Source organism: Natronorubrum bangense, from assembly GCF_004799645.1.
GTDB classification, from domain to species: domain Archaea; phylum Halobacteriota; class Halobacteria; order Halobacteriales; family Natrialbaceae; genus Natronorubrum; species Natronorubrum bangense.
Genome location: NZ_CP031306.1, coordinates 384292 through 397041 on the forward strand (window position 1 = coordinate 384292; position 12750 = coordinate 397041).

The following is a 12750-nucleotide window of genomic DNA, read 5'->3' on the forward strand; positions in this document are numbered from 1 at the left end:
ACAGCATAGAGACGGCTCTCGAGCTCGGGTAACCGCTTGGAAAATATGTTTGACGGTGTTTGAGCTACGAGTCTGCGAGCAGCTCACCAACATACTGTTGTTCCCATTCACGTCGGGCTTCGGTCTCGCGTCGACCACGACGCGTTAGTGTGTAGTAGTTCGTTCGCCGATCAAGCGTCCCTTTTTCGACGAGTCCGTTGCCGACGAGCGTGTCGAGGTTGGGATACAGTCGTCCGGCGAGAATCTCCGTCTCGTAGTAATTCTCGAGTTCGTCTTTGATCGCGAGTCCGTGTGGCTCGTCGTAGCCGGCGATTGCATAGAGCACGTCGCGTTGAAAGCCAGTCATATAGTGCATATTCTGGCCGATGGCTGCAGCGGGGGTAATTATATGCAGCATAGATTTCCCTGACTGACAGTACTGTTGGCGAGAGCCCGGCAGCAAACGACTACTGGTCGTGAACAGTCCAGACCGTGGAGGTGGTGTGAGTGAGTGACATCCTCGGGGCGACCCGCGACCCAACGAGGTGGCGTCGGGACTGGCCGATCGCTAGCGGTTCGAGACGGTCGTTGTGGCCTGCGGCGCAGACGATGCCATGGCATACTGGGACGGGACGTTCCACGCTTGCCCGGTGTTCGAGGCGGAAACGGTCGATCCGTCGGCACCGGAGACGCCTTCGTCGGCGACTTCTTTGCGAGCCGCCTCTCCGGCGCGGACGTGGGAACGGCGCTCGAGTACGGCGCCGCAGTCGTCGCGCTCAAGTGGACGATCCCAAGCGACGTCGCCATCGTCGAGCCCGCAGAGTTGACCGCGTCGTGGAGGGCGATCGCGGGCATCCCCGCCGAACTGACGAAGGCTCCTCAGCCGTCGTACTCGAGCACCGTTACCCCGACCAGCGGCTCGCCGGTGAGCGCGCGGACGTACGCTCCGCCGGCGATCGAGACGCGCGTAAAGTCCGCCTCGTCGAGGTCGTAGAGCGCGAACGCGCGGGCGGTGTCTCCCCCGCCGACGACCGAGAAGCAGTCGGCCTCCGCGATAGCCGAGAGGACCTCGACGGTACCGCGAGCGAACCGCTCGTCCTCGAAGACGCCGAGCGCGCCCTTGACGAAGACGGCTTCGGATCCGGCGACGAGGTCGGCATACCGCGCAGCCGTCTTCGATCCGACGTCTAGGAAGGGGCGCTCTTTCGACACGCCTTCGAGGGTCGTCTCTCCCCGCTCGCCGCGGTCGTCCTCGAATGCGAGGTCGGTCGGGAGATAGAGGCGGTCGCGGTAGGCCTCGAGCACGCGCTCGAGCGTCTCCTGGTGCTCGTCCCACTGGTGGTCGAAGAGCTCCGGCCCGCCCACGTCGTAGCCGACATCGCGGTCGTCCGCGCGCAAGAAGAGTTCGCCGACGACGCCGCCGAGACAGAACCGGTCGACGGCGTCGTCGAGCTGCTCGACGATGGGGATCGCGTCCTCGGCCTTCGTCCCGCCGAGTATCATCGTGACCGTGCCGTCGAACTCGCGGTCCCGGAGCGCCGTGTTCGCCTCGTACTCCGTCTCCATCACGCGGCCCGCGTATGCGTCCATGACGCGCGGAAAGCCAACGATCGAGGCGTGCGATCGGTGGGCGGCCGAGTACGCGTCTCCGACGTAGGCGTCGAACTCGGGAGCGAGTGTCTGGACCAGGTCCGTTTCGGCCTTCGTATCGGGGTCTTCCTCAGGTAACTCCCCATCGCACATCCGGGTGTTCTCGAGCAAGAGCACATCTCCCGACTCGAGGCCGTCGATGGCCGCGAGTGCGTCATTGCCGTCGGTGTCGGGAACGAACTCGACGCGGTGGTCGAGGTGATCGGTGAGAATCTCGGCGTGTTCCTCGAGCGAGACGAACGTGTCCCGACCCGGCCGGCCCTGGTGGGCCAGCAGGGCGATGGCGTGGTCGTCCGCGAGCAGTGCCTGGATCGTCTCGGCGTGACGGGCGAACCGGCGACTGTCCTGGACGGTGCCGTCCTCGACGGCAGCGTTGACGTCGATCCGGACGAGCAGTCGGCGATCGGGCGCTATGTTGTCGATGGTTCGAAACGTAGTCATAGCTGGGAGTTCGTGCGTGTGCGTCTCCGCTTACCGACCGCTGGACGTCGTTTTGTGATCAGATGGACCGCTGGACGTCGTTTTCGGCACATCCGCCAACGGGAGGGGGCCATGCCAGTAAACTGGTCCAACATTCCGTATCAGTGGACGGCGGTCCGTTCGGCGTCGATGCTCTCCGACTGGCTCGCGACGTATTTCGCGAGTTTGATCATCTGGTTCGAGAAGCCGTACTCGTTGTCGTACCAGGCCAACACTTTCACCGTGTCGTTGGCAGCAACCATCAGGGACTCGAGGTCGACGTACGAGGCAAAGGGCAGTCCGACGATGTCCCGCGAAACGATCTTGTCGTCGGTGTAGCCGAGGATACCGGACATTTCATCGTCGGCTGCGGTCCGGATCGCGTCCATCACTTCGTCCCGCTCGATGTCCTCTTTGATGTTGACAGTGATGTCGGTGACCGACCCGTTCGGGACCGGGACCCGCATCGCCATCCCCTCGAGTTTCCCCTCGAACTCGGGGAGCACCTTGCTGGTCGCGCCGGCGGCACCGGTCGTCGTCGGAACGATGTTCTCGGCGGCAGCGCGGCCGCGTCGTCGTTTGTCCATGGGGCCGTCCACGAGCCCCTGGCTACCGGTGTAGGCGTGGACCGTCGTCAGGAACCCGGAGACCACGTCGAACTCTTTGTTGAGCACCTGTAGAACCGGCGCGACGGAGTTCGTCGTACAGGAGGCGTTCGAGACGACGTCTTCGCCGTCGTACTCGCTGTGGTTGACGCCGTAGACGAACATCGGCACCGATTTGTCGCCCTTCGGCGGCGCCGAGATGATCACTTTGTCCGCGCCGGCCTCGAGATGCTGGGCGGCCTCGTCGTGAGTCCTGAACAGCCCCGTCGCCTCGAAGGCGACGTCGACCTCGAGGTCGTCCCACGGGAGTTCCGACGGGTCGGATTCAGACAGCAACTGGAACTCCTGATCGTCAACGAAGAGGGTGTCGCCGCGACGGGAGACGCCGTCGAGACGGCCGTGAACCGAGTCGTACTGGAGTAGATACTCCATGTCATCGTCGTCCATCACGTCGTTGATCGCAACGATATCGACGCCGTCGTGAGTCAGCGACGCACGGAGGAGACACCGGCCGACCCGTCCGAAGCCGTTGAGTCCGATTCGGAGGTTCGAACCGGTTCCACCGCTGTCGTCCGTCTCTGTTTCCATAGCTGGAGGTCCACCTCCGGACGGTAAATTTCTTGGCCCGAATCGTTAGGTATCGAGAGATACATACCTTCTAACTCGTGTTTTCTTGTGACCGCCCCCAACTGATACTAGCGTTGTCGTCGTCGTGACGAGTACCGACAATGCATCCTCCCTCACTCCCGGATCGATCGATCGAGGCGTACGCCACCGTGACGGAGCGCGACCGCCTCGAGCGACTCCGCACGCTGGCCGAGACGCTTTCTGGCGTCCGGATCCTTCACGTCAACTCGACCGCAACGGGAGGCGGCGTCGCGGAACTACTCCGATCGATCGTTCCGCTCTGTAACGACCTCGGTATCGACACCGACTGGCTCGTCATGGACGCCGACGACGACTTCTTCGAGGTCACGAAGGCGGTCCACAACGGCCTCCAGGGAAGTGGCGAGCCGCTGACCGACGAGATGAAAGCCACCTATCGCGAGGTAACCGCGGCCAACGCGGCCGAGATCGAAGACGAGTACGACCTCGTGCTGGCTCACGATCCCCAGACGCTTGGCATGCTCGAGCGACTCGACGAACGAATGCCAAACGCACCCATCCTCTGGCGGTGTCACGTCGATCTCACCGACCCGATCGAGGAGTATCTCGCGTTCGTCTCGGCGTACACCGATCCGATCGATCACGCGATCTTCAGCCGCTCGGCGTACGCGGTGATCGACGCCCCGACGACGAGCATCGTCTATCCCTCGATAGATCCAGTGACGGAGAAGAACCGATCGCTCGAGGACGACGAACTGGCGGCCGAACGCGATCGACTGGATCCGCTCTCGTTCGACGCGCCGGTGGTGACACAGGTATCCCGTTTCGATCCGTGGAAGGATCAGTTCGGGACCCTCGAGGCGTATCGAACTGCCACGGAGGAGGTCCCACAGCTCCAGCTAGCGCTGGCCGGCGGGATGGCCGGCGACGATCCGGAGGGGCTGGAGCTGTACGAGCAGGTCGCCGCGGAAGCGGTCGACGATCCGGACGTCCATACCCTGACAGACCTCCCGGACGCGACGATAAACGCCCTCCAGCGGCTGTCGGACGTCGTCGTCCAGAAGTCCCTGCGCGAGGGGTTCGGGCTCGTGGTCGCGGAGGCGCTCTGGAAGCGCACACCGGTCGTGGGTTCGACCGCCGGCGGCATCCCCTTGCAGGTCGAGGACGGCCGAAACGGCTACCTCGTCGAGCCCGACGACGCCGTTGGTGCCGGCGATCGGATCGCCGACCTTCTCGAGGACGACGAGCGTCGACGAGCGTTCGGCGACAACGCCCGAGAACACGTCCGGGAGCAGTTCTTGCTTCCCCGACAGCTCGTGGACCTTTTCGAGATCTTCGTCGACTCCCTAGAACTCGAGTCCTGAGACGGACAGGAAGTCGTGACGGAACCGACGGCACCGATCCGACGACCCCCACACAGTTATCCATCGAGGCGGTGAAGCAACCGAAGACTCGCCTATGAGCCGGTTCATCGAATCGATACTGATACCAACCGACGGCAGCGACGGGGCACTTGCAGGAGCCAGACGCGGGATCGCGCTCGCGTCACGAATCGACGCGGACGTCCACGTACTGTCGATCGTCGAATCCCGACTCCAGGCGTCAGATATCGACGAACTGGACCTCCCGTCGTTCGAAGAGAACGCCGAGGAGGCAGTCGAGGAGATCGCACGACTGGCCACGGACCACGACGAAGAGATCGACGTCACGACCACGGTCAGGACGGGGACTCCGTTCCAGTCGATCAGAGAGTACGCCAGTCGACGCGAGATCGACATCATCGTCATGGGGACGAAAGGCCGAACGGGGCTCGACAGGGTTCTCCTCGGCAGCGTGACCGAGAACGTCCTCCGGACGGCACGGATCCCAGTACTCGCAGTCCCGCCGAGCGCCGACGACCCCTCGGTCACCGACGTGCCGTTCGATCGACTCCTCTTGCCCACGGACGGCAGTGACGGTGCAGCGATCGCGACCGAGTGGGGAATCGAAATCGCGAGTCGACTCGAGTCGTCGATACACGCGCTCTACTCGATCGACACGAGTCCGATCGACGACGAGCGAGCGAGCAACGACCTCCTCGAGTTCATGGAGCAGAGGGGCGAGAAAGCGATCGATGCGGTCCGGGAACACGGCGAGGATGCCGGAGTGAGTGTCTCGGGGTCGGTCGTGACCGGCGCTCCGGTGAGGGAGATACCCTCCTACGCGACCGAGAACGACGTCGACCTGATCGTCATGGGGACCCACGGCCGGACGGGGATCGGCCAGTGGTTCCTCGGAAGCGTGACCGAAAACGTCGTCCGCCAGGCAGATGTGCCGGTGTTTTGCGTGCCGGTCAGCGCCGAGCATCCGTGACGGCGCTGGCCGACACTGCCGCTCTCTTATCGGTCGCTGGCCACGGCGAGTTCCAGGACGAAACTCGAGGAGGAGACGATGTCGCCGATGCCAACCGTCCCCGCAGGGTCGTCGACGACGCGGTTCGGACAGGCGGCGACCGTGGGGGTCTCGAGGACGCCGTCTTCAGCGGTCTCGCCAAGGTGCTCCGCCAGCAGCTCGATCGCTTCCCGCCCCTTCGACGACGGCTCGTACTCGAGGCCCGTCTCGAGGTCCTCGGGGTCGGAGATGTGTCCCAGCGCGGCCTTGGTGGCGGCGTTGACGGCGGAAAACTCGAGGCCTCGTCGAAGCGCCTCCGGCGAGTGGTACGACTCCATCACGGCGAGGTGATACTCCATCGCGTGTAACTGCAGACAGTCGACGCCGAGTTCCTCGCGGACCGCCTCGAGCATCCGGTAGTGGTCGAGGATCTCCTCGGGTTCGAACGGCGTCGCCTCCGACGGCGGCTCCTCGACAGCGTCGATTGCCGCATCGTCGTGCAACATCGTCAGCTCGTGAGCATCGGCGCCGACGACGTTCGCCTCCGGCAGGATCCACTCGTACATACTGTCCCTGAGCTCGTCGTCGTGGGTGACGGCGTACTCGACGTGGACATCGACGTCACCCCCTGATCGAAGGCGGTGGATGACGTCGCGTGCATGGCGATGTGTCTCCTCGTACCCCTCTTCGACGTGATCGGGCGTGAGATTGTGATACCCTGCGAGGAGTGCGCCGTCGACGACCTCGCCGACCTGGTCGATCGCCTCGTCGAGTTCTCCCGCAGAGAGGTCGAACTCCGGCGGTCTCGAGGCGGCGATGAACCGGGTATCCTCCAGTGCGGTCACACCGAAAAACTCGTCTCCCTCCGTGAACTCGAACACCCAGTTGATCTTCGTGCGATCCGTGTTGACGGCCTCGGTGAGGGGCGCGTAGCTCACCCGACCGTCTTTGACGGTCGGATACTGAACCTCCTCGGGGTGTTCGAACATCGAGAGCTGGCGCTCGGAGACCAGATACGTGTACGTGATCGGTTCGGTTCCCAGCGCGGTGAGCAGGTTCGTCATGATTCCCGCCTGGCCGCCCATCTGCTGACTGTCGGGCACCAGTTCCGACTCGAGCGTCGTCGCGAACTCGTCGGTCATCGCGATCTCGTCGCCCCGGCCGGCGGCCATCGTGTGTGCAATCGCCGCCGCGAGTTCCCGTTTCGAAGTCAGCGGGCTCGAAAGCGGTTCGGAGCCGGGATCGGACGGGCGCTCGAGGAACGATTCCAGTTCTTCGTCGACTCGAACGACCGCATCGACGTTCGCGTTGTACGCGACGAACACGGGACGTTCCTCGAGTGCGGCGATATCCGCCTCCAGTTGGGCATGGGCGTCCTGCATGGTACGGCTCTCTCCCAGACGCAGCGGAATAATCCTGGGGTTACGTAACAGTTACAAAATTTGGTAGCAAACAGCAGCAGTCAGCATCAAAACGAGATGCTAACCCAAACCCTTAAATGTATATCTAATATACATAGTGGTATGGCCGAGTTCACGTTCCAAGGCGAGGAAGCAATCACGAAAGACGTGACAAAAACAGGAACGGGCGCACACGTCTTCGTCCCGAAAGAATGGCTTGGTGAAGAAGTCGCCGTCATCCGACTCTCCCAAGACGACTAACACCACACATGTCCTCTACACACCTCTCACTCCCACTACGACTGCCAGATGAGGAGCGAGAGCGATACAATAGACTCGCTGACCTCACTACGCAGACAGCGAACACACTCATACAGCAGTACTGGACACCAGACTATCTTACAGAGATTAACGAGTCCTCGTATCAAGCGTGGAAATACTTTGACGAACAAGAAGCGTTTGAACAGTTCGACATCTATCTCCCCAGTCGATACAAACGCTGCCTCCTCCAGAAAGTTGGAGAAACACTTCGCAGTCACGCTGACAAACGAGAAGCCTTTCAAACAGTCAAACCGCTGCTTCCAGACCACAAGATTCGACGCATCCATACACGCCGAATCAAAAACCGACTTTGGGAATCCGATGAATTCCTCTCATCAGGTTACGTTGACTTGCTTATCGACCAGTTGAATGCTTACTACAACGTTCACGGCACGTATCCGGCCACGTACTTTGACTTTCAAGAGTGCCCTGAATATTCCTCTGGTGTGCTACCGTATTCAGCTGATGACGGCCCTACCAGCGGACAGGCAGTCAAATACCAGTACGATGAATCCACGAAACAACTCACTGTCGAACTCAAAACACCCGATACACTCGAACCCGAGACGTATGGGGATTGGACATGGACAGAATACACTCTTGATGGATACGAATCATTCAACGAGTTCGTTGAACACGGTAGTCTCTCTGCTCCGTCGTTCCACCCCAACACGTCGAAACGAGGGGACGAATACCACGAGTTATCGTTCCCTGTCGAAGTCGAACACGCAGACACCTCTGACGACGTTGACACAGTGTTGTCGATTGATGGCGGTCTGCGGAAAGATGCAACCGCTGTCGTCGTGGACAGTGATGGCGAACAACTCTCAACGCCATATTTCATTCAAAACACCGAACGGGAGAGAATGCGGAACCTGAACCGTGAACGCAACCAACTCAACTCGAAACTCGCAGACCTCCGACGACAGGGACGCGACCATACAGACCACTTCAAACATATCCAGTCAGAGTACGAGCGAGTGAACAACAAGATTCGACACAAACGCGAACAACTCGTACACGACGTAGCCAACCAAATACTCGCACTCGCTCTCGTGTACGATGTGGACGCTATTGTCCACGAAGATTTGCGATCACTCTCTCCTCCACGAGGTGAGGGACAGTTGTCGTGGGAGTTGTCGTCGTGGGCACGTCGAGAGAGTATCAAGAACATTGAATACCGCGCCGATATTGCTGGTATTCAGGTTGAACGAGTGTATGCAGGGAACACGAGTCGGTCGTGTCCTCGCTGTGGCTCTACAGGACATACAACGAAATCGCCTGACCACGACTACGAGGTCTGGCACGGCGGTCACTTCCGTTGCGACAACACTCGGTGTGGCTTTCAGGCTGACCGTGATTATGTTGGCGCTGTCAACGTGGCGCGAGTGTTCTTTGCGGAGTCGGACTCGCTGGACTCTGATTTCACATCTTCCTATACGGGAGATTTTGAAATCGAGCTAGCTAGCCGTTCCGCTGGCTCGCGTCCCACGTTCGGCAACACGCTCGTTGCGTATACTGGACGGTCGAGAGTGACTGCTGGTGGCGGGTCGGCGTTTATCGCGCCCGCTGTCACTCCGACAGGGACGAAAAACGCGGTTAGCAGCAAAAGTTCTGTGTCAAGCCCAGCGACACACAGTTACTCTCTCTTTGTGAGAGATACTGCTGTTTGCTGCTGAAAATTGGAACGGTGGCCGTCGCCTCCGACACCCCTGCGGACTTATTACGGCGAGGAGTTCCTCGAGGCGATTCACCGATGTGACCGCCGGGGAAGGACCTGCCCCCAGACGTGCTTTTTTAGCAGCCTGACCGTCATCGGTCGGTCGACCTCGATACAGCAGGACAGCCGCGGATAGCCGAATCGGACGGCGGCACCGTCGTGCCAGTGAACTGGCTCGGGTGCTGGGTCGACCTCGACAGTACAGGTCGCACACAGTCCCCGTCCCCCGCAGTTGAGCTGCGACGAGACGGTCCCGTAGACCGAAAACCCTCGATCACGGAGGGCGTCCCGAAGCGTCGTTCCGCGCTCGACCGTGATCGTCGATCGTTCGCCGTCGTCGATCACGGTGAGTTCGACCTCCTCGCTCACGATTCCTCCGCGTCTTCGTGCTTTCGACCGGTGTGCTGGCCCCAGAACCCGGGGTACTTCTCAATGACCAGATCGTCTTCGACTCGGAGCTGGCAGGCGAGCCGGAGCCCGGAATCGGCATCGTGTGGCGGAGTCGCCAGTCGAAGTCGTTCTCGAGGTCCGGGCTCGCTCACCTCGCCGGACACCGCAACGGCACAGGTTCCGCACGTCCCCAGCCCGCGACAGTTGAGGGCGTCCGCCCGGCCGTTGTGCGGTGACTCGTCCGCTCGGAGGAGAACGTCACGGAGCACCGCGCCTCGTTCACACTCGAGTTCTCGACCACGAACGGTAACTATTGGCATGAGTGGTTTTTGCACGCCGAATACAAAACCGTACTGCCATACCAGCTGACGGCTCTGCTCCGCGGAGCGACATGGGACCAGTGTGGAAACCACCGAACGGTTGAGGATGATGGGACACCAAGCGACTGATACTCGTGTCGAACACCGACCGAACATACGATCTCGTCGTTTGGGGTGCAACCGGCGTCGCTGGCCGTCTCGTCGCCGAGTACCTCACCGAACAGTACACGTCGGACGATCTCTCGCTCGCCCTCGGCGGTCGCGACGAGACGCGGCTTCGCGAACTGGAAGCTGCGCTCGTAGCGCAGCGCTCCGGATGGGAGGAGCTCCCGGTCGTCATCGGCGATGCAACGGATCCAAAGAGCCTGCGCGCTATCGCCGAGGATACCCGCGTCGTCTGTACGACTGTCGGCCCGTACACCAAGTATGGCACGCCGCTCGTCGAGGCGTGTATTTCGGCCGGAACAGACTACTGTGATCTCACCGGAGAAGTAAACTGGGTCCGGGAAATGATCGACCGGTACCACGACGATGCAGTCGATGCGGGCGCTCGTATCGTCCACAGTTGCGGGTTCGATTCGATCCCGGCCGACCTCGGCACGAAGCTCGTACAGTCGTTTGCCATCGACGAGTTCGGAACACCCTGTGATCTGGTTCGGATATACCTCGAAGACGGTCGCGGCGGGGTAAGCGGCGGAACGGCCTCAAGCGTCGTCGAAGTGTTTCGAGCCGCGTCAACCGATCCGGTCGCCCGGCAGACGCTTCGGAACCCGTATTCGCTGGCGCCGCCGGGCGAGCGCGACGGCGTCGATCCCGGCGCACAGTCCCTCCCGAGAAAAGATCCGCTGCGAGGGGAGTGGACGGGCCCGTCGCCGATGGCGGTCATGAACGAGCGAGTGGTTCGACGGAGTAACGCCCTACTCGAGTATCCGTGGGGTCGCGAGTTCGAGTGTACGGAGGTCGTGCCCGTCGGATCGGGTCCCGTCGGTATGATGGGTGCAAGCGCCGTCTCGGCCGGCCTCGGGTTGGCAACTGGAGTACTGGCCTTCGGCCCGACGCGGGATGCCCTCCGTCGCTTTGCGTTCCCCGATCCAGGCGAGGGACCGACGAGGGAGGAGATCGAGAACGGCTACTTCACGATTCGTGTTCTCGGTCGCGGAACCGCTACCGACGGGCCGTTCGTCGTCGAGAGTCGAATCAGCGCCGACTGGGATCCGGGGTACGGCGCGACCGCAAGGATGCTCGGCGAGGCCGCAATGTGTCTCGTCCGCGAGGAGACCGACTCGCCGCTCGAGGGCGGCATCCTCACCCCGGCGGCAGCTATCGGTGACCCGCTCGCCGACGGGCTTCGTCGGGCGGGGCTGGTCGTAGAAGTGGGCGAGTGGGACTCCAATCAGGGAGGTATTCGATGATACTCCGGTGTGCATCGAACTCGCTTATTCCGTCTGATGCCTGGACCAGCGGGGCCGTTCCGGATCGTTCGCCTTCCGATCCTCCATCGTCCGCAAACGGTCGGTAAGTCGTCTCGAAGGGCAGTTCCGCGCCGCCCGGAACGACTAAACCAAGAGACCACCGCGCTTTTGCGTGGACATCGATTCGGCTTGCTTCGGTTTGATATATAAAACACAGTATCGGTCCAGAAACATCAATAAAAGGCCGACGGTGGAGTTTCCCTGTGGGAGTGGTGGTTCCCATTTGAAGGAACTGTCAGAAATCGTTTGTCGCTCAGATTGTCGACAGAGACTGACCTCGATCAGTGGCGGGGATGATGTCTCAGGTGCGAGTACTATCGGCAGTGATAGTCTATAGTCCCCGCCGTCTGAACTGTTCGTTCTTGTGAATATAAATTTGTTGGATGAATAATAGAATTCCAGATTACTAATGGTTGATGTTTTTCCACGCCTTTACGACGATTGAGAATGTCACGTGTGAATTAACAAACAAAAACAAGCGAGTGTCTTAATTCCACTAATTGTTATTCCGAGACTTACTGGTGAAACCGATCCAGCAGACACTGTTAAGGGAACAACTATCGAAATGACCATACAGAACTGCAATGGCTGGCATTACAGATCCACGACCACCACTTCCGGAGTGGATCCTCGAGTGCTACGATCTACTGTGTTCCCATGCATCTCAGCCAGACCGTGGAAAAGATGCTGTTCAGGTGATCGAATACGACGATGCCACCGACGTGCTGCTCTCTGATTCGGAGTTAGCACTCGAGCAACGGGACGTCGAGTACGCGCTTACGCGGCTCCTCGAGCGAGGCTACTTCTACGAAGTCGAAGACGAGCTTCGGGTTACGTCACCAGAAGAGCAGTGTTAACGGTTCTCCGAAGAGCAGACTTGTATCTCGATAGATCAGCGCACTATGCTGATCTCGAGCCACTGCACTCTCCTCGAGTCGGTCATCCATCTCACCGCCCGAGTACCGAACGTGGCCAGAAGCGATGACTACGTCTAGCACCCCACCCCGTACGCTTCGAACACGGACTCGAATCCTCCATCGGCGATATGCTGGACAAGCTCCGCGAGCGAACGCCGATTACCTGGATCCTCAACGAGCGACCGAAACGTGCTCTTGAAGTGATGCCCATGCGAGGGCTGATCCCGACTCGAGGTTTCATACGCTGCTTCGTGCAGCATCACGAGATACAGGTCGTGCATCCAGACGGCACGCTGGCGGCTTGTCACGGCCGAGTCGGTGATCACGATGTACGTCCTGCCGTCAGTCCAGGCATCGGCACTCGCCTCGCCGTAGTACACGTCTCGCTCAATTCCAAGCTCTGCTGTCAGCACTCGAGCGAATCGAAGATACCGTCGTTGGTCAGCGTTCAACCGCGATTCATCCTCGATGCGATGATAGCCTGTCCAGACTCCCTCTGACTCTGCTTGCTCGCCAACGTCGAACGTTTCCGGCACCGCTA

Annotated in this window: 13 protein-coding genes; 6 read left to right on the forward strand and 7 right to left on the reverse strand. The window is 60.7% G+C overall.

The window, feature by feature from the left end:
- Positions 1-64: 64 nt before the first annotated feature.
- From DV706_RS17265 to gap, 3 genes are all read right to left on the reverse strand, one after another.
- Positions 65-355 (reverse strand): helix-turn-helix transcriptional regulator, encoded by a 291-nt coding sequence (locus DV706_RS17265; RefSeq protein WP_006065808.1) that lies wholly within the window; start codon positions 353-355, stop codon positions 65-67.
- Positions 356-858: 503 nt separating this feature from the next.
- Positions 859-2070, reverse strand: coding sequence for a phosphoglycerate kinase (locus DV706_RS17270; protein WP_006065807.1), 1212 nt, complete (start codon positions 2068-2070; stop codon positions 859-861).
- Positions 2071-2210: 140 nt separating this feature from the next.
- On the reverse strand, positions 2211-3281 hold the full coding sequence (gene gap / locus DV706_RS17275; RefSeq protein ID WP_006065806.1) for a type I glyceraldehyde-3-phosphate dehydrogenase: 1071 nt from the start codon (positions 3279-3281) through the stop codon (positions 2211-2213).
- Positions 3282-3421: 140 nt separating this feature from the next.
- Here gap and DV706_RS17280 point away from each other — a divergent pair, with 140 nt between their 5' ends.
- On the forward strand, positions 3422-4663 hold the full coding sequence (locus DV706_RS17280) for a glycosyltransferase (protein WP_006065805.1): 1242 nt from the start codon (positions 3422-3424) through the stop codon (positions 4661-4663).
- A gap of 94 nt (positions 4664-4757) precedes the next feature.
- On the forward strand, positions 4758-5651 hold the full coding sequence (locus DV706_RS17285; RefSeq protein WP_136350943.1) for a universal stress protein: 894 nt from the start codon (positions 4758-4760) through the stop codon (positions 5649-5651).
- Positions 5652-5677: 26 nt separating this feature from the next.
- Here the strand turns inward: DV706_RS17285 and DV706_RS17290 are convergent, their stop codons facing one another.
- Positions 5678-7051 (reverse strand): ADP-dependent glucokinase/phosphofructokinase, encoded by a 1374-nt coding sequence (locus DV706_RS17290; RefSeq protein ID WP_006065803.1) that lies wholly within the window; start codon positions 7049-7051, stop codon positions 5678-5680.
- A gap of 141 nt (positions 7052-7192) precedes the next feature.
- Between DV706_RS17290 and DV706_RS17295 the strand changes: the two genes are divergently transcribed.
- Together DV706_RS17295 and DV706_RS17300 are read left to right on the forward strand one after the other, a co-directional pair.
- Positions 7193-7330 carry a DUF2080 family transposase-associated protein gene (locus DV706_RS17295; protein ID WP_006065802.1) on the forward strand — a complete coding sequence of 46 codons (138 nt, stop codon included), beginning with the start codon at positions 7193-7195 and terminating at the stop codon, positions 7328-7330.
- Positions 7331-7338: 8 nt separating this feature from the next.
- Positions 7339-9069 carry a transposase gene (locus tag DV706_RS17300; protein WP_240756912.1) on the forward strand — a complete coding sequence of 577 codons (1731 nt, stop codon included), beginning with the start codon at positions 7339-7341 and terminating at the stop codon, positions 9067-9069.
- Between the two features lie 71 nt (positions 9070-9140).
- On the opposite strand, the gene DV706_RS17305 is transcribed toward DV706_RS17300, so the two are convergent.
- Together DV706_RS17305 and DV706_RS17310 are read right to left on the reverse strand one after the other, a co-directional pair.
- The gene (locus tag DV706_RS17305) at positions 9141-9479 is read right to left on the reverse strand and encodes a 2Fe-2S iron-sulfur cluster binding domain-containing protein (protein WP_006067028.1); all 339 of its coding nucleotides are present in this window, start codon (positions 9477-9479) and stop codon (positions 9141-9143) included.
- Positions 9476-9820 (reverse strand): 2Fe-2S iron-sulfur cluster-binding protein, encoded by a 345-nt coding sequence (locus tag DV706_RS17310; RefSeq protein WP_006067027.1) that lies wholly within the window; start codon positions 9818-9820, stop codon positions 9476-9478. Before DV706_RS17310 ends, DV706_RS17305 begins: the two co-directional genes overlap by 4 nt.
- Before the next feature lie 134 nt (positions 9821-9954).
- Here DV706_RS17310 and DV706_RS17315 point away from each other — a divergent pair, with 134 nt between their 5' ends.
- The gene (locus DV706_RS17315; RefSeq protein WP_006067026.1) at positions 9955-11232 is read left to right on the forward strand and encodes a saccharopine dehydrogenase family protein; all 1278 of its coding nucleotides are present in this window, start codon (positions 9955-9957) and stop codon (positions 11230-11232) included.
- Between the two features lie 644 nt (positions 11233-11876).
- A complete protein-coding gene (locus DV706_RS17320) occupies positions 11877-12149 on the forward strand; it encodes a hypothetical protein (protein WP_006067025.1) in 273 nt (90 codons plus the stop codon).
- Positions 12150-12283: 134 nt separating this feature from the next.
- On the opposite strand, the gene DV706_RS17325 is transcribed toward DV706_RS17320, so the two are convergent.
- Positions 12284-12745 carry a hypothetical protein gene (locus DV706_RS17325; protein ID WP_006067024.1) on the reverse strand — a complete coding sequence of 154 codons (462 nt, stop codon included), beginning with the start codon at positions 12743-12745 and terminating at the stop codon, positions 12284-12286.
- Between the last annotated feature and the right edge of the window lie 5 nt (positions 12746-12750).